23 protein-coding genes are annotated in these 20,176 nt (G+C 63.1%); 13 read left to right on the forward strand and 10 right to left on the reverse strand.

Annotation, left to right across the window (positions count from 1 at the left end; all coding sequences use genetic code 11):
- Positions 1–18 precede the first annotated feature (18 nt).
- Positions 19–291, forward strand: coding sequence for a DUF3303 domain-containing protein (locus NR193_RS04100; protein WP_256749594.1), 273 nt, complete (start codon positions 19–21; stop codon positions 289–291).
- Positions 292–309: 18 nt separating this feature from the next.
- Here NR193_RS04100 and NR193_RS04105 read toward each other — a convergent pair whose 3' ends face one another.
- Positions 310–1,221: a LysR substrate-binding domain-containing protein gene (locus tag NR193_RS04105; protein WP_256749595.1), complete on the reverse strand. Its 912-nt coding sequence runs from the start codon at positions 1,219–1,221 to the stop codon at positions 310–312.
- A gap of 112 nt (positions 1,222–1,333) precedes the next feature.
- Here NR193_RS04105 and NR193_RS04110 point away from each other — a divergent pair, with 112 nt between their 5' ends.
- On the forward strand, positions 1,334–2,224 hold the full coding sequence (locus tag NR193_RS04110; protein WP_256749596.1) for a fatty acid desaturase family protein: 891 nt from the start codon (positions 1,334–1,336) through the stop codon (positions 2,222–2,224).
- An 11-nt stretch (positions 2,225–2,235) separates the two neighbouring features.
- Here the strand turns inward: NR193_RS04110 and NR193_RS04115 are convergent, their stop codons facing one another.
- From NR193_RS04115 to NR193_RS04125, 3 genes are all read right to left on the reverse strand, one after another.
- Positions 2,236–4,377, reverse strand: coding sequence for a bifunctional diguanylate cyclase/phosphodiesterase (locus tag NR193_RS04115; RefSeq protein ID WP_256749597.1), 2,142 nt, complete (start codon positions 4,375–4,377; stop codon positions 2,236–2,238).
- A gap of 64 nt (positions 4,378–4,441) precedes the next feature.
- Positions 4,442–5,077: an HD family hydrolase gene (locus NR193_RS04120; RefSeq protein WP_256749598.1), complete on the reverse strand. Its 636-nt coding sequence runs from the start codon at positions 5,075–5,077 to the stop codon at positions 4,442–4,444.
- Positions 5,077–5,937 carry a folate-binding protein YgfZ gene (locus NR193_RS04125; RefSeq protein WP_256749599.1) on the reverse strand — a complete coding sequence of 287 codons (861 nt, stop codon included), beginning with the start codon at positions 5,935–5,937 and terminating at the stop codon, positions 5,077–5,079. The genes NR193_RS04120 and NR193_RS04125 overlap by 1 nt, the downstream gene beginning before the upstream one ends.
- An 83-nt stretch (positions 5,938–6,020) precedes the next feature.
- On the opposite strand from NR193_RS04125, the gene NR193_RS04130 reads away from it, so the two are divergent.
- A complete protein-coding gene (locus tag NR193_RS04130; protein WP_256749600.1) occupies positions 6,021–7,352 on the forward strand; it encodes a dihydroorotase in 1,332 nt (443 codons plus the stop codon).
- A 91-nt stretch (positions 7,353–7,443) separates the two neighbouring features.
- Here the strand turns inward: NR193_RS04130 and NR193_RS04135 are convergent, their stop codons facing one another.
- The 4 genes from NR193_RS04135 to NR193_RS04150 form a co-directional block, all read right to left on the reverse strand.
- Entirely contained in the window at positions 7,444–8,232 is a 789-nt protein-coding gene (locus NR193_RS04135; RefSeq protein WP_256749601.1) for a hypothetical protein, read from the reverse strand.
- Positions 8,233–8,299: 67 nt separating this feature from the next.
- Positions 8,300–8,557, reverse strand: a complete 258-nt coding sequence (locus NR193_RS04140) for a hypothetical protein (RefSeq protein WP_008874920.1) — start codon at positions 8,555–8,557, stop codon at positions 8,300–8,302.
- Between the two features lie 362 nt (positions 8,558–8,919).
- A complete protein-coding gene (locus tag NR193_RS04145) occupies positions 8,920–9,297 on the reverse strand; it encodes a TIGR02301 family protein (RefSeq protein ID WP_256749602.1) in 378 nt (125 codons plus the stop codon).
- A gap of 91 nt (positions 9,298–9,388) precedes the next feature.
- The gene (locus tag NR193_RS04150) at positions 9,389–9,826 is read right to left on the reverse strand and encodes an NUDIX hydrolase (RefSeq protein WP_256749603.1); all 438 of its coding nucleotides are present in this window, start codon (positions 9,824–9,826) and stop codon (positions 9,389–9,391) included.
- A gap of 130 nt (positions 9,827–9,956) precedes the next feature.
- Between NR193_RS04150 and NR193_RS04155 the strand changes: the two genes are divergently transcribed.
- Positions 9,957–10,718 (forward strand): SOS response-associated peptidase, encoded by a 762-nt coding sequence (locus NR193_RS04155; RefSeq protein ID WP_256749604.1) that lies wholly within the window; start codon positions 9,957–9,959, stop codon positions 10,716–10,718.
- Positions 10,719–10,789: 71 nt separating this feature from the next.
- On the opposite strand, the gene NR193_RS04160 is transcribed toward NR193_RS04155, so the two are convergent.
- Positions 10,790–10,945 carry a hypothetical protein gene (locus NR193_RS04160; RefSeq protein WP_256749605.1) on the reverse strand — a complete coding sequence of 52 codons (156 nt, stop codon included), beginning with the start codon at positions 10,943–10,945 and terminating at the stop codon, positions 10,790–10,792.
- A 408-nt stretch (positions 10,946–11,353) separates the two neighbouring features.
- Between NR193_RS04160 and cysS the strand changes: the two genes are divergently transcribed.
- The 9 genes from cysS to NR193_RS04205 all read left to right on the forward strand — a co-directional run bounded on the left by cysS (position 11,354) and on the right by NR193_RS04205 (position 19,006).
- Positions 11,354–12,787: a cysteine--tRNA ligase gene (cysS, locus tag NR193_RS04165; RefSeq protein WP_256749606.1), complete on the forward strand. Its 1,434-nt coding sequence runs from the start codon at positions 11,354–11,356 to the stop codon at positions 12,785–12,787.
- Positions 12,788–12,965: 178 nt separating this feature from the next.
- Positions 12,966–13,373, forward strand: coding sequence for an endonuclease domain-containing protein (locus NR193_RS04170; RefSeq protein WP_256749607.1), 408 nt, complete (start codon positions 12,966–12,968; stop codon positions 13,371–13,373).
- Positions 13,370–13,756 carry a VOC family protein gene (locus NR193_RS04175; RefSeq protein ID WP_091577144.1) on the forward strand — a complete coding sequence of 129 codons (387 nt, stop codon included), beginning with the start codon at positions 13,370–13,372 and terminating at the stop codon, positions 13,754–13,756. The genes NR193_RS04170 and NR193_RS04175 overlap by 4 nt, the downstream gene beginning before the upstream one ends.
- Before the next feature lie 6 nt (positions 13,757–13,762).
- Positions 13,763–14,254, forward strand: coding sequence for a GFA family protein (locus NR193_RS04180; protein ID WP_256749608.1), 492 nt, complete (start codon positions 13,763–13,765; stop codon positions 14,252–14,254).
- The gene (locus tag NR193_RS04185; protein WP_256749609.1) at positions 14,251–14,727 is read left to right on the forward strand and encodes a GFA family protein; all 477 of its coding nucleotides are present in this window, start codon (positions 14,251–14,253) and stop codon (positions 14,725–14,727) included. Before NR193_RS04180 ends, NR193_RS04185 begins: the two co-directional genes overlap by 4 nt.
- Entirely contained in the window at positions 14,724–15,680 is a 957-nt protein-coding gene (gene pip / locus NR193_RS04190) for a prolyl aminopeptidase (RefSeq protein WP_256749610.1), read from the forward strand. The genes NR193_RS04185 and pip overlap by 4 nt, the downstream gene beginning before the upstream one ends.
- On the forward strand, positions 15,677–17,299 hold the full coding sequence (gene cimA / locus NR193_RS04195; protein WP_256749611.1) for a citramalate synthase: 1,623 nt from the start codon (positions 15,677–15,679) through the stop codon (positions 17,297–17,299). The genes pip and cimA overlap by 4 nt, the downstream gene beginning before the upstream one ends.
- An 83-nt stretch (positions 17,300–17,382) precedes the next feature.
- Positions 17,383–18,312, forward strand: coding sequence for an EamA family transporter RarD (gene rarD / locus NR193_RS04200; RefSeq protein ID WP_256749612.1), 930 nt, complete (start codon positions 17,383–17,385; stop codon positions 18,310–18,312).
- 10 nt (positions 18,313–18,322) lie between these two features.
- Positions 18,323–19,006, forward strand: coding sequence for a glutathione S-transferase family protein (locus tag NR193_RS04205; protein WP_256749613.1), 684 nt, complete (start codon positions 18,323–18,325; stop codon positions 19,004–19,006).
- Positions 19,007–19,010: 4 nt separating this feature from the next.
- Here NR193_RS04205 and NR193_RS04210 read toward each other — a convergent pair whose 3' ends face one another.
- Positions 19,011–20,006 carry a transporter gene (locus tag NR193_RS04210; RefSeq protein WP_256749614.1) on the reverse strand — a complete coding sequence of 332 codons (996 nt, stop codon included), beginning with the start codon at positions 20,004–20,006 and terminating at the stop codon, positions 19,011–19,013.
- Positions 20,007–20,176 lie beyond the last annotated feature (170 nt).

Raw genomic sequence — 20,176 nt, forward strand, 5'->3', positions numbered from 1 at the left:
TTCAACCGAGGGGGAAACATGCAGTTCATCGTGATCGAGGATTTCACCGGCTGCGATCGCAAGGATATCTATCGCCGCTTTCGCGATCGGGGCCGCCTGAAGCCGGATGAGCTTGTCGTGCACCACAGCTGGATCGCGGCGGATATGAGCCGCTGCTTCATGCTGGTGGAGACCGACGACGTCACACTGCTGCAACGCTGGGTCATCGAATGGGCGGATCTGGTGGAATTCGAGATCGTTCCCGTGGCGACGAGCAAGGACATGGTGGGGGCGTTGAGCGGTCACCTCTGACCCTTGCCGCCTGGCGGGTCAACGGAGCGCCGGCGAGCCCACTGCGCGCCGGCATTCGTTGATCAGCCAATCACGGAAGGCCTCGACGACGTCGCGCCTCGCGCTCCGCTCCGGGATCGTCAGGCAATAGGGCTGGCGCAGCTCCAGCGCCCGGCCGAGGGGTCGGACCAGCCTGCCGTCCTCCATCGCTTCGGCACAATAGATGCCTTGCGCCAACGCTACACCCAACCCCGAAATGGCAAGGTCGAGTGCTGCCCGCGAGGAGTTGGCCGAGAGGCCCCGCTGCGCTGCCCGGCCCGGCTCGATGCCGGCCGCCTCGAACCAGTTGCGCCAGGACGGAAAGGATGCACCGGTCGGTCCCCAGTCGGTATGGATGAGCGGCAGGCCGCCGAGGCTGTCGGGTTCGGTCGCGTGGGCGAGCCTGGGCGCACACACGGGGTAGACGGCGTCACGGACAATGTCCTCGGTCGGGTGTTCGCGATAGTGCGGGCCGTAGGAGAGCCTGATGTCGATCAGTTCACGGTCGAACGATACCGGATCGTCATCACCCCTGAGCGATATGTCGACGGCGCCATGGCTTGTGACAAAGCCGGTGAGGCGCCGGGAAAGCCAGCCCATGGCCATCGATGGCGGTACCGAGACCACCAGGCGCGGGCGGAATGCATCGCCGCCCAGTTCGCGTGAGACGCTGCCAATCTCCTGGAAGGCCATGGTCAGCCTGGGCACCATCTCGACGCCGGCCTCGGTAAGGACGACACGACGGTTGACGCGGTGGAACAGCTTGCGGCCGATCTGCTCCTCCACCGTGCGGATGAGTTGGCTGACGGCGGCGGCCGAGACCGAAAGCTCTTCCGCCGCCGCGGCAAAACTGCCCGTCCGTGCCGCGGCCTCGAAGGCCTGAAGTCCTTTTAAGGATGGAAGTGCGACCATGATTGCCAGATAGATAAGCTCAACTTATCCAAATTGCAGAAATCGTCGTTTTTGGAAAGTTTTTTCATCGGCTACGGTGGGCTTCGTCAAATCCAAGCCGGGATCGAGGCCGATGGACCATCGCGACATCATTGCATCCTTGACGCCGGAAGAGCGCAATCGCCTGACCGCCAAGTCGGATGTTGCGGGTCTGGTCCAACTCGGCGCTCATTGGGGGGCGATCGTGATCATTGGATCGCTGATCGCCGCGAAGGTGCCGTTCTGGCCTTTGCTGATGCTGCCGCAAGGCATCCTGATCGTGTTCCTGTTCACGCTGCTGCACGAGACGGTTCATCGCACGGCTTTTGAGACGCAATGGCTGAATGATACCGTGGCGCGGGTGTGCAGCCTGGCGATCGCGCTGCCGGCCGACTGGTTCCGCTACTTCCATTTCGCCCACCATCGATACACGCAGGACCCACGGAACGATCCGGAGCTGGCCTTCCCCAAACCGGAAACCTTGCGGCAATATCTGATCCACATATCAGGCATCCCGTTGTGGTGGGGGCACCTGAAGACGCTGTATGCCAATGCGATGGATCGAGGCCGGCAAAGCTACGTTCCGGCAAAAGGCCACCATAAGGTGCGCGTCGAGGCGCGCGCCATGACTGCCTTCTACGCGGTCGTCATTTTGCTCGCCGTGTATTTCCGGCTTACCGTGCTTCTCTATGTCTGGATCGTGCCGGCCTTGCTCGGGCAGCCGTTTCTGCGGCTCTATCTGCTCGCCGAGCACGGCCGTTGTCCCCTCGTCGCCAACATGCTGGAGAACACACGGACCACGCTGACGAACTGGTTTGTGCGCAAGCTGGCGTGGAATATGCCTTTCCATGCCGAGCATCATGCCTATCCCGGCGTGCCGTTTCATCAACTGCCGGAGTTTCATGCGCTGATAGAACGGCATCTGAAGGTCGTCGAACCGGGCTATGTGAGCTTCCACGGCAAGTATATCGAGACACTGCGCTGACGAGGTCGGTCCTAACCGATCTGGCTGTGCAAGGCGCGCGATTTCAACAGACGCTGAATGTCCGCCGCCTTTGACGGGACGCCGATGAGATAGCCCTGCGCCTCGACACAGCCATTGCCGCGCAGGATGTCGAGCTGCGCCTCGGTCTCGACACCCTCGGCGGTGACAGTGATGCCGAGTTCGGCACCCAGCCCGATGATGGTGCGAACGATCGCCGCGGTGTCGCGATTGCCCAGGTCGTGAATGAACGAACGGTCGATCTTGATCTTGTCGACGGGAAAACGCCTGAGATAACCAAGCGAGGAATAGCCGGTGCCGAAATCATCCAGCGCGATGCGGATGCCGAGCTCACGCAACTGACGCAGCGTCTTCAGCACGGTCTCGCTCTCGTCCATCAGGACGGTTTCGGTGATCTCCAGTTCCAGCTGGCCGGCCGGCACGCCGGAAAAGGCCAGCGCCGAGATGACGCTGCGGGCGAAACCGCCGCTTTTGAGCTGCACGGCGGAGACATTGACCGCGATGCGCACGCCGGCAGGCCAGCTTGCCGCCGCCGCGCAGGCCTTCCTCAGGGCCCACTCGCCAAGTGGCACGATCAGTCCGGTTTCCTCGGCGACCGGAATGAACTCGTCCGGCGCCACCGTGCCGCGTGCTGGCGAATGCCAGCGCATCAGGGCCTCCGCGCCGATGATCTCACCGGATTCTATGTTCATGAGGGGCTGGAAATCGAGATCGAATTCCTGGCGCGGCAGCGCTGTCTCGAGGTCGACCTCAAGCGCCCGGCGGGCCTGCACCATGGCGTCCATTCCGGGCTCGAAGAAGCGATACAGGTTGCGCCCTTCGCTCTTCGCCCGATAGAGCGCCGTGTCGGCGTTTTTCAGCAGAGTATCGGCGTCGCTGCCGTCGTCGGGGAAAACGGAGATGCCCAGGCTGATGCCGACATGCATGTCCCGGTTCTTGTCGCGAAACGGTTTTGCGATTGCCTCGACGATGCGTTTCGCCAGGTTTTCAGCATGGGCGATGCCTTTGAAATTGAACTGGACGATGACGAATTCGTCGCCGCCAAAACGGGCGACGATGTCCGTTTCATTATGTAGGCAACGCTGCAGCCTCTCGGCCACGCTTTTCAACAGCCAGTCGCCGGCCGGATGTCCCCAGGTGTCGTTGACGGCCTTGAAGCGGTCCAGATCGAGCGAGAAAATTGCCAAGGGCGTGGCCGCGGCGTCCTCCAGCGCAAGGTGGAGCCGTTCGCGAAACATCGAGCGGTTGGGCAGTCCGGTCAGCGTATCGTGGTGCGCAAGGTGGGTCATGCGCTCTTCAGTGCGGCGGCGTTCGGTGACATCGTCGAAGGTCGCCACCCAGCCGCCGCCGCTCATTGGCTGACGCGTGACCAGAACCGTCCTGCCGTCGGTAAGATGGCGATACGTCGAATGCATTTTTGCCGCCACCAGGCAGGCCTCGGTTTTGGCGACTTCGCTGTCGACGTCGATCTTCGTATAGATGCCGAGTTCCAGCAATCGTTCGAGCGCGTCGCGATGCGTCGTTCCGAGCGGGAAGTCCGCCGCGGTGACGTTGTAGAGTTCCAGAAAACGCCCGTTGCACACGATCAGCCTGCCGTCGGCGTCGTACATCAGCAGCCCTTGCGACATGTTGGCGAGCGCCGCGTCGAAGCGGCGGTGCTGTTCCTTGAGATCCTGTTGGGCGCGTCGCTGCTCGGTGATGTCCTCGTAGATCGAGACCCAGCCGCCTGAAGCCAGCGGGCGATGCGAGATGTTGACGATGCGACCATCGGACAGCGTCTCCTCGTAGGTCGAGGGTCTGGCCTGGTCGATATAGGGCTTGCGGATGGCGTAGAGCTCATCGGCGCTTTGCGAGGCAATCCCGATGTCGACGCTGTGCCGCAGGATGTCGAGGAACCGGATGCCGGGTCGGATCACGCTGGCGTCGAGACAAAAGATGTCGAGGTAGTTGCGGTTGCAGATGATCATGCGCTCGTCGGCGTCGAACATGCACAGCCCGTGCGACATGTTCTCGACAGCGGCCGAAAAACGTTCGTTCTGTTCGCGCAGTTCGTCTTCCATGTGGCGCGAACGATCCACGCCTTCGGCTCCCCGTTTCGGGACGGCCGAACCATCCTTGGCATCAACGACGGGCATGAAGCGCGCCTGCGGTTCGTGATTGAACGGGATACTGTGGTCGCCGGCGGTTAATTTAGCGTTCTCAGCTGACTGCGGGTGCTGGAACCTGACCGCGCGACTTCTCGATCGCGGAAAAGCGCTTCAGGAACGCATTCTGTGCCCAGGTTACGGAGCGTGGCGTGAAGTCGAAGCGGTCGGCGTTGAAACCGCGCGGACGGCCAAAGAACTCGGTCGCCTCGGCGGTCGAAAAGCCGGCAAGCAGCGTTGCCTCGAAATAGGCGGCGATCTGGTCGGCGTGCTTGATTTCCTTGCGCAGCGCCGCGGTTGGTTCCGGTGGCAGCGAGAAGCGCAAATGAATGGCGCGCTGCAATCGCAACTCGCAGTCCTTGTAGCTGCCGCCCATCACCGACTTGAACGGTGAGATCATGTCGCCGATGACATATTCGGGCGCGTCGTGCAGCAGCGCCGCCAGCCGGGCGTCGGCGGAAGCCGCAGGCATCAGGTCGCAAAACAGCGCTTCGACCAGCAGCGAGTGCTGGGCAACCGAAAACGCATGCTCACCACTGGTCTGGCCGTTCCAGCGGGCGACGCGGGCGAGCCCATGCGCAATGTCGGATATTTCGATGTCGAGCGGCGAGGGGTCGAGCAGGTCGAGCCGGCGCCCCGACAGCATGCGCTGCCAGGCGCGCGGCGGCGCGCCGACGCGATCGGCCGCCATCAGGCTTCCTCCGCGCTGACGGCTTCCTGCGGGAAGGTGAACTTCGCCCAGCCGGGAATGGCCACCGTAACCGGGACGTCTCCCGCGATGATCGGCAGGCCGGCGTCGAGCGCCGCCTTGACCCTGTCGATGCGGGCAATGGCAAGCCCAGTCGTGCCGGCATTCGAACCGAGCAAGCCTACCGCCCGTCCGTCGACGGTGAGCTCGGTGCCCGCGGCGGCCAGGGGAAGCACCGCCTGGACGATCAAAACGCGCCGCCTGGCCGTGCCGCGATGCTGCATGCGCGAAACGACCTCCTGGCCGATGTAGCAACCCTTCTTGAAGCCGACACCGCCCGTTTCGTCGAGCAGCACATCATGCGGGAATGCATCGCCGAGCGCGTAGTCGGCCCCACTTTCGGCAATGCCGTGGGCGATACGAAAGGCCTGCCACGCAGTGGCGTCGCCGCTCGCCGCGGCATTGCCATAGGAGCGGGTAACGACATCGTCGGGGAAGCGTCGGTCGACCACCGCCGCTGAATCAAACTGCGAGGTCGTTGACTCGTTTCCCCACGCAACGGCGACAAGCGCCTGATCGGCCTTGGTTATCTCGGCCTTGGCGCGCAGTTTGTAGAGTGTCAGCCGGCGCACGAAATCGCCTGCCATGTCGGCGCGGCATTCGAGCAGGAAGACATTCTCGCCGGCGCGCGAGATCAGGAAATCGAACAGGATCTTGCCTTGCGGCGAAAGCAGGGCACCCGGCTTTGCTTCGCCGGCGCCGAGTGCATCGAGATCGGTGGTCACTATGTTCTGCAGAAAATGCTCGGCATCCGGGCCGGACACGGAAATGAGGGCGCGGTCTTTCAGCAGGGCGAAGGGCATTGGCGGGAACTGAACCTGATCTTGCAAAACGGTCGGCCTTTACGTAAGCCGCTGGCACTCCCCCTGCAAGAGACTGGACCCATATGGCCACGACCTACGACCTCATCCTGACAGGCGGCATCGTGGTCAACCATGATGGCGAAGGTCTTCGCGACATCGGCGTTCGGGGCGGGCGCATCGCCACCATAGGTGATCTCTCACACGCGTCGGCCGGCGAGACGATCGACTGCCGCGGCCTGCATATCCTGCCAGGTGTCATCGACAGCCAGGTGCACTTTCGCGAGCCGGGACTGGAGCACAAGGAAGACCTGGAAACGGGCTCTCGCGCGGCGGTGCTTGGCGGCGTCACCGCCGTGTTCGAGATGCCCAACACCAATCCGCTGACCACCAGCGAGGCAGCGCTTGCCGACAAGGTCCGGCGTGGCAGCGGTCGCATGCATTGCGATTTCGCCTTCTGGGTCGGCGGCACCCGTGAGAACGCCAGGGATGTCGGCGAGCTTGAGCGGCTGCCGGGCGCTGCGGGGATCAAGGTTTTCATGGGCTCGTCGACCGGCGACCTGCTGGTCGAGGACGACGAGGGCGTCGCTTCGATCCTGAGGAACACGCGCCGCCGCGCCGCCTTTCATTCGGAGGACGAGTTCCGGCTGCGCGAGCGCCTTGGCGAACGCATCGAAGGTGATCCTTCATCGCACCCGGTCTGGCGCGACGAGATCGCCGCCTTGCGCTGCACCGAGCGGCTGGTGCGCATCGCAAGAAACGTTCGCGCCCGCATCCACGTGCTGCATATCTCGACAGCCGAGGAAATTGTGTTCCTCGAACAGCACAAGGATGTCGCGACCTGCGAGGCGACGCCTCATCATCTGACGCTGTCGGCGGACGATTACGCGCGGCTCGGCACGCTCATTCAGATGAATCCGCCGGTGCGCGCCGCGCGCCATCGCGACGGCGTCTGGCATGGCATTGTGCAAGGCATTGTCGACGTGCTCGGCTCCGACCACGCCCCCCACACGCTGGCCGAGAAGGCAAAGCCGTATCCGGCGTCGCCGTCGGGGATGACCGGCGTGCAGACGCTGGTGCCGATCATGCTCGACCACGTCAATGCCGGCCGGTTGACCCTGCAGCGCTTCGTCGACCTGTCCAGCCACGGCCCGCAGCGTATCTTCGGCATGGCAAGAAAAGGCCGCATCGCCGCCGGTTACGATGCCGACTTCACCATTGTCGACATGAAGCGGCGCGAGACCATCACCAATGCGCAGGCAGGGTCGAAAGCCGGTTGGACGCCCTATGATGGCAAGCAAGTCACCGGTTGGCCGATCGGCGCCGTCATTCGCGGCCGCCGCGTCATGTGGGAGGGCGAAATCGTCACGCCAAGCCAGGGCAGGGCGGTGGAGTTCTCCGAGGCACTGGCGGGTTAGCTGTTTCGACGGCGCTGGAAGGCGATCCGCAAAATCGCCGTGGGCCAAGGGGCATTCGGCTTGAACCACGCCGCCGGCTATTGCGGAAGAATCAGTCCCCGGCGACGAAGAAGGTCCATTGCCCGGCGGGTGTGATGCCGACGCGGTAGAAGATGTAGGCGCCGAACTGCTTCATGTCATCGAAGTCGCCGGCGGTGACGATCTTGAACAGCTCAACCCGCTGCTTGGCGTCGAGCTTGTCCAACGGCAGCGCGAAGAAATACGGCCACACATAGAGCTCTTCCGGCGTGCCGGCATCGAGGTGGACGTAGCCGGCATCGAGCACTTCCTCCAGGATGGCCAGGATTTCCTGACCCTCCGGGTCGCCGGAGAGGCCCTTGAGGAAGGCAATGGCGTCGCCGTCTATGTCGGTCAGCGACAATTGCGTCGTGCTGTCGCCCTTGCCGATCAAAGGCCGCAGTTTTTCGATGTCGCCGCTCTTGCAGGCTTCGACGATCAGGTTGTGCATGCGCCGCACCGGCTCGGGCAGTTTGTCGAGATCGTAGACGACCTCGGGTATCGGCGTCTCCGGATCGACGCGCGGTCTGGTCACGCCGCCGTCGGGTGGGCTGTCGGGCTCGGCCTCGTTCGGCGCAGCCGGTTGGCTGGTCGAAGGCGGCGTTCCGACCGGGTCGGGCATCGGCACGGCGCTTCCGGGCGGCGACATGTCGTCGTCGGCCGAAGGCTGGACCGGGGAGGGGAGCTCTTCGCGCTTGATCTCGCTCAGCGCATAAGCGGGACTGCTCGCGAGGCATACAACCAAGGGAATCGCGGCACAGCAAGCGGCGAAGCAGATGCAAAGGACCAAGCCACGCGGCTTGCCTGACATCGAAAAATTCACTGCCCGCTTCTCCTTGATTCCGGGCATCATGCCCGAGCGGCATATCGTCAAAGAACCGGACGTCGGTTCAGTGCCGCAGCCGTTCAGGTTCGAAGGCGCCAGCAATCACCTTTTCACGCATACGGTCGAGCAGGGCAAGGGCCGAGGTCTCGCCATTGGCACGCAGCATCTCGCCGAACGCCGTCTCAAGCGCTGCTTCGGCAATGATTTCGGGCTCTATGCCGGCGGAGAGACCTTCCGCCCAGGCTTCGCTGTGGCTTTCCACGGCGGTCAGGCGTTTTTCTTCCCTGACCAGCGCGTCGATGTCGTTGACACCATGTTCCATATGCGATGTCCACCCTTTCAAGCAGCAATCCGTCGATGTGGATCGGGGCCTGATCTGTTCATTTCACACGCAGGGTCAAGCAAGTATCTGTAAATACGACATTTTTTTGATCGTCTTTCACAGAGCCCGATTGCCTTGTGCGAAGCTGCATTCAGCTCGGGTCAAACTTAGCCGATTAGGGAGGCCTGCGGGGCGAAAACCTTCAGTTTGAGTTAATTCCGCATTCGTGCGGTAACGTTTCGTTAATACTGTTGCAGAAGAGCAACATCAGGATTGCACCAACATATCGTCCGGCACAAGCCGTATATGTCCGCTCGAGCCAGTGGTGGCTCGGATACTTGTTGATGAGCAGTTCGGAATGCCTAGTTTCCGTAACGCGAAGCGATGTCACGTGACAGCGTCTCGCCTTCCTTCATGTAGCGGCTGATGGCTTCGGTTGCCGAGGCCGTGCACTGCGTATAGGTGCCGTCGAAGGAGCGGTAGCCGCGATTGAAGCTGGCGATGAAGCGGGCGCGTCGCTCGGCATCCGGATTTTCCGAATCGAGCAGCTTCTGCATTTCGACGCGCCACTGATCGCCTTTTTCCCCGCACAAATTGCGCAGGAAATGCAGCGATCCCAGAACCTCCGCCAGCCGCATCAGCCCCGGCTCGAACGGCGACTCGGCGCTGAGCGCCGGCCGCGTCGAGACAGCCGCACTGACGGCAAGACATACGGCGAGGTACACGGATGGACGGTTCATGAGCCTTCCCTGCCGCACGGCGTGAGCCGTTGTGGCCGCCAAACAGCATAAGCCTTTGTGACGAAACAATTTGTCGCCCGCAAGGCGATTTTCACGGCTCCAGCGGCCCAGCGTTTCCGCCAGGATCCAGCAGTTCCTCGGCGACCGCGAACACCGAGCCGGCGAGCGGCAGCGCCATCATCTCGTTGAGTGTATAGAAGGCCGCTGTCTCGGCATCGTCGCTGGCCACCGCCTCGCCGCCGGCATGCGCGGCACCGAACACCGTCAGGAGATAGTCGACCGGGTGGTTGTCATCCCTGCCATCGATATGGATCTCCCGAAGCGGGCGGTAATGGGTGGCCCGCAAGCCGGTCTCCTCCAGCAGTTCGCGTTTTGCCGCATCCTCGAGCGTTTCGCCGGCCTCGACCTTGCCGCCCGGAAAGGCATAGAGCCCTTGTGACGGCTGCCGCGCCCGCTTGACCAGGAGCACGGTCTGGCCACGCACGACGGCCACCGAGACTGCCGGAAGTGTCCTGCGCGCTTCGTTCATGGATTTCCGATCGGGCTCATTGAAGGCAGGACTGTTGTGGACCGCCCAGCATGGGGAAGCTTTAGCGGTTGCGCAACGCCGGTTCCATCGCCACTTTCAAACCGAACCATTCGAAGAGCACCAATCGACCATGTGCGGACGCTTTGCCTTGACCGCGACGCCGGACCAGACCGCCGCTTTTCTGGGCTTGGCCGAACTGGAGGATTTCCCCGCGCGCTACAATATTGCCCCGACGCAGCCGATCCTGATGGCGACCGCCGGCGCCTCGCGGGCACCGGGCTCGAATCTGCCGGACCGGCAGTCTGTGCTGGTGCGCTGGGGGCTCATCCCAACCTGGGTCAAGGACACCAGGGAGTTTCCGCTGCTGTTCAACGCGCGCTCGGAAGGGGCAGCCGAAAAGGCCTCGTTCAAGGCCGCCATGCGCCATCGCCGCGCGCTGGTGCCGACCTCAGGTTTCTACGAGTGGCGGCAGACCGGCGGCAAGAAGGGGCAGCCCTATTGGATTCGGCCCAGTCATGGCGGGTTGGTCGCCTTTGCCGGCCTTGTCGAGACCTATGCCGAGCCGGGCGGTTCGGAAATGGATACCGGCGCCATCCTGACCGCCAACGCCAATGCCGACATTGCCCACATCCATGATCGCATGCCGGTGGTGATCGATCCCAGGGATTTCGCCCGCTGGCTGGATTGCCGCACGCTCGAGCCGCGCGATGTCGCCAACCTGTTGCGGCCGGCGCCAACAGGTTTCTTCGAGGCAATTCCGGTCTCCGACCTTGTCAACAAGGTCGCCAACACCGGACCGGAGATACAGGAGAGGGGCGAGATCGGGCCGGAGCCCGAGAAGGTCAAGCGCCAGAAGCCCGGCGCGGACGACAGTCAGATGACGCTGTTTTAGCAGAGGCTGTTATTTTGAGGCGCATCCAGCGCCACCGTGCGCGGCGCCTTTGGCGCCGGCCCAACACTGCTTCAGGCAGCGCGGGGGGATACGATCCTCTGCGCCGGCTTTTTCTTCTTCGCGGTGTGGAGAAGGGCGGCGACGATCGCCGCCGGGCCGATTGCGCGATAGTGGTTGGTCAGCGCCGGTTGCTTGGCGCGGTTGGATTCCTGCTTGCTGCGAGGCATGTCTCTCTTCCCAGGTAACATTTCAGTGTCTGCGTTTGCTGGCCGAATCCGACCAAATCGTGACGTCTGGTGATCTAGCCGGCGAATGTTTCATGACTGTGCCGACATGTTTAATAAAATGTTTCACTGCCTGATTCCGCGTGATCGAACCACGCGTTTGCCAGTCTTCGTGACGTTTTTCTCGGAACCAGCGACTTGACGGCAACACCGGCCAAGGCGATAAAGCCGCCCATGAAAACGTCTTTCGCCATTTGTGGCATTTGCATTATTGGCTAGCCTCGCGCTGGTCCGGACGTTTTCGCCTCATCTTCCCCTAGATTGGACAAACGCCCCGGCCAGCAGGCTGGAGCCCGATTTGCGCCCTTGGCGCAGGCTGGGCTTCATTATCAACGGACCGGGAAGGCACGAATGTCTGACGCATCGAAGGGCCTGCGCCTCTACAACACGCTAACGCGGAGCAAGGAGGATTTCGTCCCGATCGATCCACGCAATGTGCGCATGTATGTCTGCGGCCCGACGGTCTACGACTTTGCCCATATCGGCAATGCGCGGCCGGTGATCGTCTTCGATGTGCTGTTCCGTTTGCTACGCTATGTCTACGGCGAAGCGCACGTCACGTATGTGCGCAACATCACAGATGTCGACGACAAGATTAACGCGCGCGCCCTGCGTGATTTCGGCGGCGAGATCGCTTCCGGGGCACTTTCTCTCAACGAGGCAATCCGGCGGGTCACCGAAAAGACCGCCGACCAGTTCCACAAGGACGTGGCGACGCTCGGCTGCCTGCAGCCGACATTCGAGCCGCGCGCCACCGAATTCGTCGAGCCCCGCGCTGACGGCAAGGCCGACATGATCACCTTGATTCAAAGCCTTATCGAACGCGGCCATGCCTATGTCGCGGCAGGCGAAGTGCTGTTCGACACGGCGTCGATGCCGGACTATGGACAATTGTCGAAGCGCAATCTCGACGAGCAGCAGGCCGGTGCTCGCATCGCCGTCGACGCGCACAAGAAGAATCCCGGCGACTTCGTGCTGTGGAAGCTCTCGTCGCGGGAGGAGCCGGGCTGGAATTCGCCCTGGGGCAGGGGCCGGCCGGGCTGGCACATCGAGTGCTCGGCGATGTCGGCCGCCTATCTCGGCGAGGTGTTCGACATCCATGGCGGCGGGCTCGACCTGATCTTCCCGCACCATGAGAACGAGATCGCCCAATCGCGTTGCGCGCACGGCACCGATGTCATGGCCAACATCTGGATGCACAACGGCTTCCTGCAGGTCGAGGGGCAGAAGATGTCGAAGAGCCTCGGCAATTTCTATTCGATCAACGAACTGCTGGAGACGGATACTTTTGGTGGCCGCAGATGGCCGGGCGAGGTGCTGCGGCTGGCAATGCTGATGACGCATTATCGCGAGCCGATCGATTTTTCCGTGCGCAAGCTGGAAGAGGCGGAGAATACGCTACGCAAATGGAAAAGGGCGGCAGACCTGGCGCCGGCGGCGGGGCAGTTACCGGCGGAGGTCGTCGATGCCTTGTCGGACGATCTCGCCACCTATGCCGCCTTCCAGGTCCTGACGCAGTTGGCCGGCGAAGCCGCGGACAGCAACGAAGCCGCTGCTGCGCTGAAGGCGTCGCTGCTGTTCCTGGGATTCGATGTCGCCTCGGCAGAGGTGGATGAGGACAAGGTCGCCAGAACGATCGCCAATCGCCTCGCGCTCATCGCGGCGAAGAACTGGGCCGAGGCCGACCGCATCCGCGACGAACTCTTGGCGCAAGGTGTACAGTTGAAGGACGGCAAGGACCCCGCCACCGGCGAACGTGTGACGACCTGGGAGGTGAAGCGGTGAGGGTGGAGCGAAACGCCCCCCTCTGCCCTACCGGGCATCTCCCCCTCAAGGGGGGAGATTGGACGTCATTTCGGCTTTCGCCAATCGCCTACGTTGATGATTGGGCGCCTTCGGCGAAGCTGCCGATCTCCCCCCTTGAGGGGGAGATGCCCGGTAGGGCAGAGGGGGGCGAACCGCGATGACGCATTATCCAGTGTCCGCCAACAACCGAAGCAACGCGCGCAAAATGCGCAAGGCAATGACCGATGCCGAACTGAAATTCTGGAATGAAATTCGCGCACACCGACTCATGGGGCTGGCGTTTCGACGCCAGATGCCCATCAGCGGCTACATCGTCGATTTCGCCTGCTCCAGTAAGAAGCTGATCGTCGAGTTGGATGGTTCTCAGCACGCTCAGGCCGACGCCTCGGCATCCGACGCTGAGAGAACTGCCAAGCTTGAGGCATTGGGCTGGACCATCCTGCGCTTCTGGAACGACGACGTCATTCGCGATATCGACAATGTCTGCCAGCACATCGTCATCGAGGCCGGCCTGGCCAGCGCTGAAATGGCCGCCAGCGAACCAGCAAGGGAGTCCGTTCCATGATCGACCATCTCGGCATCACCGTGGCCGATTTCGACGCTTCGAAGGCTTTCTACGACAAGGCGATGGCGCCGCTGGGGGCAGCACTCCTCTACATGGTGCCGCAGGAATACACCGGCGGCGCCAAGGTCGGCGGCTATGGTCGCGATCGGCCGGTGTTCTGGCTGCACGCCGGCAAGGACAAGCCCAGGGATCACCAGCATGTCGCTTTCACGGCGCGCAGCCGCGCCGAGGTCGATGCTTTCCACGCAGCCGCACTCGCCGCCGGCGGCAAGGACAATGGCGGGCCGGGCCTGCGCCCGCACTATCACCCGAACTACTACGGCGCCTTCGTCTTCGATCCCGACGGCAACAATGTCGAGGCCGTCTGCCATGTGCCGGAGTAGGCGGTCATGAGCCTCGACAACCGGCCGGTCTACACCGGTGGCTGCCAGTGCGGTGCGGTGCGCTTCCGCGTCGAGGGCGCGCTTGGCGACGCTTCGATCTGCCATTGCCGCATGTGCCAGAAGGCGAGCGGCAATTTCTATCTGCCGCTGGTTTCGGTGCGCGGCGCCACGCTCGACTGGACGCGTGGCGAGCCAAAACGCTTCCGCTCGTCCAATGCCGCCTGGCGCGGCTTCTGCGCCGAATGCGGCACGCCGCTGACCTTCGAGGCGCCGGACGGCATGGCGCTCGCGATCGCAGCCTTTGACGATCCGTCAGGCATCGCGCCGACGATCCAGTGGGGCGTCGAGGCCAAGCTTCCTTACGTCGACGGCATTCCCGAACTGCCGTCCGAGGACACGATGGCCGATATCGGATCGGCGCCGTACCTCGCCGAACTCGTCTCATACCAGCATCCCGACCACGACACCGAACAATGGCCGCCAAAGGAAAAGTCATGACCGAGATAATACGAACCGGCGGCTGCCAGTGCGGCGCCGTGCGTTTCCGCATTCGCGGGGCGCTAGGCCGTCCCTCGATCTGCCATTGCCGCATGTGCCAGAAGCAGTTCGGCTCGTTCTTCGGTGCGCTGGTGACTGTGCCTAAGGATGGCGTCGAATGGACCCATGAAGAGCCGAGCTATTTCCAGTCGTCGGTCAACATCGATCGAGGCTTTTGCGCCCGCTGCGGTACGCCGCTGACCTACCGGCAGCCCGGCGGGCTCGAGATCGCCATCGGCGCCTTCGACGACCGCTCCGATCTCGCCCCACGGATCCAGGTCAACTACGCCGCGCGACTGCCTTGGGTGGAGACGATTTTCGATCAGCCCGTCCACCAGGATCCTGATTATTACGCCCGGCAGGAGCAGATCATTTCCTTCCAGCACCCCGACCATGAAACAGCGGACTGGCCGACCAAGGGTTTGCAACTATGAGCAGTCGATTGCGTACTCTCTATCCCGAGATCGAGGCCTTCGATTCCGGCATGCTCGATGTCGGCGACGGCCATCAGGTCTACTGGGAGCGTTCCGGCACCAAGGGCGCCAAGCCGGCGGTGTTCCTGCATGGCGGGCCAGGCGGCACCATTTCGCCAAAACACCGCCGGCTGTTCGACCCTAAGCTCTACGACGTCATCCTGTTCGACCAGCGCGGCTGCGGGAAATCGACGCCCAATGCATCGCTCGAAGCCAATACGACCTGGCATCTCGTCGCCGACATCGAGCGCTTGCGCGAGATGGCCGGCTTCGACAAATGGCTGGTGTTCGGCGGCTCCTGGGGCTCGACGCTGGCGCTGGCCTATGCCGAAACCCACCCAGATCGCGTCAGCGAACTGGTGGTGCGCGGCATCTACACGCTGACGCGTGCCGAACTCGAATGGTATTATCAGTTCGGCGTCTCGGAAATGTTTCCCGACAAATGGGAGCGGTTCCTCGCGCCGATCCCGCAAGCCGAGCGCGGCGACATGATGGCCGCCTACCGCAAGCGGCTGGTCGGCAGCGACCGCAAGGCGCAGATCGAGGCTGCTCGCGCCTGGAGCCTGTGGGAAGGCGAGACGATCACGCTGTTGCCTGAGCCTGAAACCAGCGGTCCGTTCGGTGAGGACGACTACGCCGTCGCCTTCGCCCGCATCGAGAACCATTATTTCGTCCATGCCGGCTGGCTTGAAGAGGGGCAGTTGCTGCGCGACGCCTTCAAGCTTGGGGCTATTCCCGGCACCATCGTCCACGGCCGCTACGACATGCCGTGTCCGGCGCGCTATGCCTGGGCGCTGCACAAGGCCTGGCCGAAGGCGGACTTCCACCTGATCGAGGGTGCCGGCCACGCTTATTCGGAGCCGGGTATCCTCGATCGGCTGATCCGGGCGACGGACAAGTTTGCGGGCAAATGACCATGACCCGCGAGCGTCTCTATCTCTTCGACACGACTTTGCGCGACGGCCAGCAGACGCCGGGCATCGATTTTTCCGTCGAGGACAAGATCGCCATCGCCAGGCTGCTTGACGAATTCGGCATCGACTATGTCGAGGGCGGCTATCCCGGTGCCAACCCGACCGATACCGCGTTCTTCCAGGAGAAGCGCACGGCGCGCGCCAAGTTCGTCGCCTTCGGCATGACCAAGCGGGCAGGGGTGTCGGCCTCCAACGACCCCGGCCTGGCAGCGCTCGTGCAATCGAAGTCGGATGCCATCTGTTTCGTCGCCAAGAGCTGGGACTACCATGTCCGCGTCGCGCTCGGCTGTACCAATGAGGAAAACCTCGACGCCATCAAGGCCTCCGTCGAAGCAGCGATTGCTTCCGGCAAGGAGGCATTGGTCGACTGCGAGCATTTCTTCGACGGATTCAAGGCCAATCCAGTCTACGCGCTGGCCTGCGCCAAGACCGCCTACGACGCCGGTGCGCGCTGGGTGGTGCTGTGCGATACCAATGGCGGCACGCAGCCCTCGGAAGTCCGCGCCATCGTCGAGAAGGTGATCGCCTCCGGGATACCAGGCCGCAATCTCGGCATTCATGCCCATGACGATACCGGCCAGGCGGTCGCCAATTCGCTGGCCGCGGTCGAGGCCGGTGTGCGCCAGATCCAGGGCACGCTCAACGGCATCGGCGAGCGCTGCGGCAATGCCAATCTGATCTCGATCGTGCCGACCTTGGCGCTGAAACCGGCTTTTGCGGATCGCTTCGAGACCGGCATTTCGGCCGAGGCGCTGACCGGCATTTCGCGCCTGTCGCGCGCCTTCGATGAACTGCTGAACCGCGCGCCGGAAGCGCAGGCGCCCTATGTCGGCGCCTCGGCCTTTGCCACCAAGGCCGGCATCCATGCTTCCGCGCTGGCCAAGGAGCCGGCGACCTATGAGCATGTGCCGCCTGAAACGGTCGGCAACCGCCGCCGCGTCATGGTCTCCGACCAGGGTGGCAAGGCCAATTTTCTCGCCGAGTTGAAACGGCGCGGCATCGAGGTGCCCAGGGACGATCACCGGCTCGATGCGCTGATCGCCGTGGTCAAGGAACGCGAGGCCGAGGGTTACGCCTATGAAGGCGCCGATGCCAGCTTCGAGCTTTTGGCGCGCAAGATGCTGCACGGCCTGCCGGAGTTCTTCAACGTCACCTCGTTCCGCTGCATGGTCGAGCGCCGCTTTGATGCCAACGGTCAGTTGAAGACGGTGTCCGAAGCGATCGTGAAAGTGCTCGTCGATGGCGAGGAAAAGATGTCGGTCGCGGAAGGGCATGGCCCGGTCAACGCGCTCGACATTGCGCTGCGCAAGGATCTTGGCAAATACCAGAGCGAGATCGTCGACCTCGAGCTCGCCGACTTCAAGGTGCGTATCCTCAATGGCGGCACCGAGGCCATCACCCGCGTCCTGATCGAATCGCATGACGGCACCGGCGCGCGCTGGTGGACGGTCGGCGTTTCCGAGAACATCATCGACGCCTCGTTCCAGGCGCTGATGGATTCCATCGTCTACAAACTGATGAAGAACCGCGAAATGGCGGGACTTGTCGCTGCCGAGTAGGGTTGAACCATCAGCGAAAGTCCATTGATCCATCAGAACTTTGCGATGGTCTTGCCAAGGCGGCTGGGCCATAGCCTTGGGCCATGGTCACCGAAACAGCTCACCTCGACGCAGACGCCAAGGCCCATCGCGGCTTCCTGCTGGCGCTGGGCGCCTATCTCCTGTGGGGCACGCTGCCCTTCTACATGAAGGCGGTGGCGCACCTGCCACTTATCGAAGTGATCGCCCATCGCATCGTCTGGTCAGTGCCGATCGCTGCTGCCGTTCTGGTCTGGGCTGGGCGCACGGCGGACTTCAAGGCGGCAGTTCGCTCGCCGCGCACCATTGCGATGGCGGCGCTGACCGCGGCGCTGATCTCCGTCAACTGGGGCATCTATGTCTGGGCGATCTCCGTCGACCGCACCGTCGAGACCGCGCTCGGCTATTACATCAACCCGCTGGTGGTGGTCGTGGTTGGAGCTGTGCTGCTCGGCGAACGGCTCGACCGGCTGCAGATCGCTGCCGTCGTGCTGGCGGCGGTCGCGGTCACGGTGCTGACGATCGAAGGCGGCAAGTTGCCCTGGGTGTCGCTGGCACTTGCGTTTTCCTTTGCCGCCTACGGCTTCTTCCGCAAGACGCTGCCGATCGGCCCGAGCCAGGGTTTTCTGCTCGAAGTGCTTTTGCTGTCGGTGCCGGCACTCGGCTATATCGGGTACCTGATCGCCACCGGGCAGGACCATTTCGTCTCCAGCAACGGCACCGACACCGCGTTGCTGATCGGCTGTGGCCCGGTCACATCGATACCACTGCTGTTGTTCGCCTTCGGTGCCAAGCTGCTGCGCCTATCGACCATCGGCATCATGCAGTATATCGCGCCGACCATGGTGTTCCTGATCGCCGTTCTGATCTTCGATGAGCCTTTCGGCACCACCCAGGCCGTCGCCTTTGCGCTGATCTGGGCGGCACTGGCGATCTATTCCTGGTCGATGTTCCGTGGCCGCGAGGTCCGGTCGGCGGTGCGGGCTACAAGCTAAGGGCTCCCCAATGTACGTGCTGCATATCGCCAACAAGAACTATTCCTCGTGGTCATTGCGGCCATGGGTGTTGATGCGAGAGCTCGATATTCCGTTCGAGGAGCGGCTGACGCCGTTTCCGACCGGATCGAGCTGGGATCTCTACCGGGCGTTCTCGCCCAGCGGCCGGGTGCCGTGCCTGATCGACGATGGCTGGGCGGTCTGGGATTCGCTGGCCATCGCCGAATATCTCGCGGAGCGCCACCATGGTGTGTGGCCCGTCGAGGCCAAGGCGCGCGCCTGGGCGCGCTCGGCCGCCGCCGAAATGCACTCGAGTTTCACCGCGCTGCGCGGCGCCTGTCCGATGAGTTGCGGCCTGCGCGCCAAACCGTTCCCGATGTCCGATGCGCTGAAGCAGGATCTCTTTCGCCTCGGCGATTTGTGGAACGATGGCCTTGCCCGTTTCGGTGGGCCGTTTCTCGCCGGCGCTCATTTCACCGCCGTCGACGCCTTCTTTGCCCCGGTGGCGTTTCGGGCCCAGTCCTATGGGCTCTCTTTCGACGGGGCCGCCGCCGCCTATCCGGAGCGATTGCTTGCCTTGCCGGCGATGCGCGAATGGTACGCGGCAGGCCTTGCAGAGACCTGGCGTGAGCCCGGCCACGAAGCGGAAGTCGCGGCAGCGGGCACCATCGTCGAGGATCTTCGCGCGGTTTGACTGCTTACAGCCGCCCGAGGCGCCGGACGAACAGATAGGTTATTGCAGCGATAGCAAGTGAGACCGCTGTCACCACCCAGAAACCCATTGGCGTGTCGACAAGCGGCAGCCCGCCGACATTCATGCCGAACAGGCCGGAAATGATGGTCATCGGCAGCAGCACGGCGGTCATGACGGAGAGAACATAGAGCAACTGGTTCGACTGCATGGTCAGCTTGGCCATCAGCTCGTCCTGCAACAGCCTTGTGCGCGCCTGCAACTGCTCGCCGTCATGATAGAGAGTATGCGTCCGGTGCGAGAGCCTGGCCGCCATGTCGTTGATCTGGTCGGGCAGCTCGTCGCGATGCGAATGGTCGAGATGGCGAAACAGGTTTGTGAGTGTCGCCATCTGCCGATGGATCACCACCAACTGTCGGCGCGCCTCGACCAGCGCTTGCCGCTCATTGTGCCATGCATCGCGCACGACACGGTCCTCGATGCCGTCGAGCATATCGCCGAGCTTGCCCAGCTCGCCCGACATGCCGTCGAGCGACTGGCCCATGACCGCCTCGATCAGTTCCGCCGGCGAGCGGAATTTCCGCGATCCATTCTCCACCGCCTTGCGGACGGCGTCGACCGACTCCAGCGGCTGCTTGCGGGCGCCGATCAGCATCGTATCGTTGAAGGCGAAGCGGAAATGAACGAGCCCGCGCGCCTCGGAAAAATCGTGCTTGAGGTCCGGCAGATCGCCATGGAGCCAGTCGTCCTCGTAGTCGATGTGGCAGCCATGACTGGGGGCAAGGATTGCCTCGCGCACCGGCCTCGGCATAGCCTCTTCGGCGCCGATCTCCTGACGGGCGTGCAAGTCGGTGATCTGATAGCTGCGCCATGTCCATCGCGCCTGCGCGGGGTCCCTGGTTCGCACGCCTTCGGCGGTGAAATGGTAGCTGAAGAACAGCCCATGCTCGTCGGGCAGGTAAGGCGAAAGGTCGGTGCCTTCCGGGGCGAGAGCAATGTTCATTGGCGCCGTGCCAGATGCAGGTTTCGAACATGGCTGCCGCATGGCGACCGCCTGACCGCGATTTCTAGCACGAGCGAGCCCGGTTTCGTGTGACGGTTTCTTGACAGTCGATCACAGCCTGGCGAGCCGCAGGCGAGAGGCGGCGCCACGCGCCGCCAATAGCCTTTTGC

Source organism: Mesorhizobium sp. Mes31 (genome assembly GCF_024519675.1).
In the GTDB taxonomy this organism is placed as follows: Bacteria; Pseudomonadota; Alphaproteobacteria; order Rhizobiales; family Rhizobiaceae; genus Mesorhizobium.

Coding starts and splice junctions, on each gene's coding strand:
- NR193_RS04100 (WP_256749594.1), top strand. CDS start 19: ATGCAGTTCATCGTGATCGAGGATTTCACCGGCTGCGATCGCAAGGAT.
- NR193_RS04210 (WP_256749614.1), bottom strand. CDS start 20,006: ATGAACATTGCTCTCGCCCCGGAAGGCACCGACCTTTCGCCTTACCTG.
- NR193_RS04145 (WP_256749602.1), bottom strand. CDS start 9,297: ATGAACCGTCCATCCGTGTACCTCGCCGTATGTCTTGCCGTCAGTGCG.
- NR193_RS04115 (WP_256749597.1), bottom strand. CDS start 4,377: ATGCCCGTCGTTGATGCCAAGGATGGTTCGGCCGTCCCGAAACGGGGA.
- NR193_RS04110 (WP_256749596.1), top strand. CDS start 1,334: ATGGACCATCGCGACATCATTGCATCCTTGACGCCGGAAGAGCGCAAT.
- cysS (WP_256749606.1), top strand. CDS start 11,354: ATGTCTGACGCATCGAAGGGCCTGCGCCTCTACAACACGCTAACGCGG.
- rarD (WP_256749612.1), top strand. CDS start 17,383: ATGGTCACCGAAACAGCTCACCTCGACGCAGACGCCAAGGCCCATCGC.
- NR193_RS04150 (WP_256749603.1), bottom strand. CDS start 9,826: ATGAACGAAGCGCGCAGGACACTTCCGGCAGTCTCGGTGGCCGTCGTG.
- NR193_RS04160 (WP_256749605.1), bottom strand. CDS start 10,945: ATGCCTCGCAGCAAGCAGGAATCCAACCGCGCCAAGCAACCGGCGCTG.
- NR193_RS04140 (WP_008874920.1), bottom strand. CDS start 8,557: ATGGAACATGGTGTCAACGACATCGACGCGCTGGTCAGGGAAGAAAAA.
- NR193_RS04205 (WP_256749613.1), top strand. CDS start 18,323: ATGTACGTGCTGCATATCGCCAACAAGAACTATTCCTCGTGGTCATTG.
- NR193_RS04170 (WP_256749607.1), top strand. CDS start 12,966: ATGACGCATTATCCAGTGTCCGCCAACAACCGAAGCAACGCGCGCAAA.
- NR193_RS04120 (WP_256749598.1), bottom strand. CDS start 5,077: ATGGCGGCCGATCGCGTCGGCGCGCCGCCGCGCGCCTGGCAGCGCATG.
- cimA (WP_256749611.1), top strand. CDS start 15,677: ATGACCATGACCCGCGAGCGTCTCTATCTCTTCGACACGACTTTGCGC.
- NR193_RS04185 (WP_256749609.1), top strand. CDS start 14,251: ATGACCGAGATAATACGAACCGGCGGCTGCCAGTGCGGCGCCGTGCGT.
- NR193_RS04180 (WP_256749608.1), top strand. CDS start 13,763: ATGAGCCTCGACAACCGGCCGGTCTACACCGGTGGCTGCCAGTGCGGT.
- pip (WP_256749610.1), top strand. CDS start 14,724: ATGAGCAGTCGATTGCGTACTCTCTATCCCGAGATCGAGGCCTTCGAT.
- NR193_RS04155 (WP_256749604.1), top strand. CDS start 9,957: ATGTGCGGACGCTTTGCCTTGACCGCGACGCCGGACCAGACCGCCGCT.
- NR193_RS04175 (WP_091577144.1), top strand. CDS start 13,370: ATGATCGACCATCTCGGCATCACCGTGGCCGATTTCGACGCTTCGAAG.
- NR193_RS04105 (WP_256749595.1), bottom strand. CDS start 1,221: ATGGTCGCACTTCCATCCTTAAAAGGACTTCAGGCCTTCGAGGCCGCG.
- NR193_RS04130 (WP_256749600.1), top strand. CDS start 6,021: ATGGCCACGACCTACGACCTCATCCTGACAGGCGGCATCGTGGTCAAC.
- NR193_RS04125 (WP_256749599.1), bottom strand. CDS start 5,937: ATGCCCTTCGCCCTGCTGAAAGACCGCGCCCTCATTTCCGTGTCCGGC.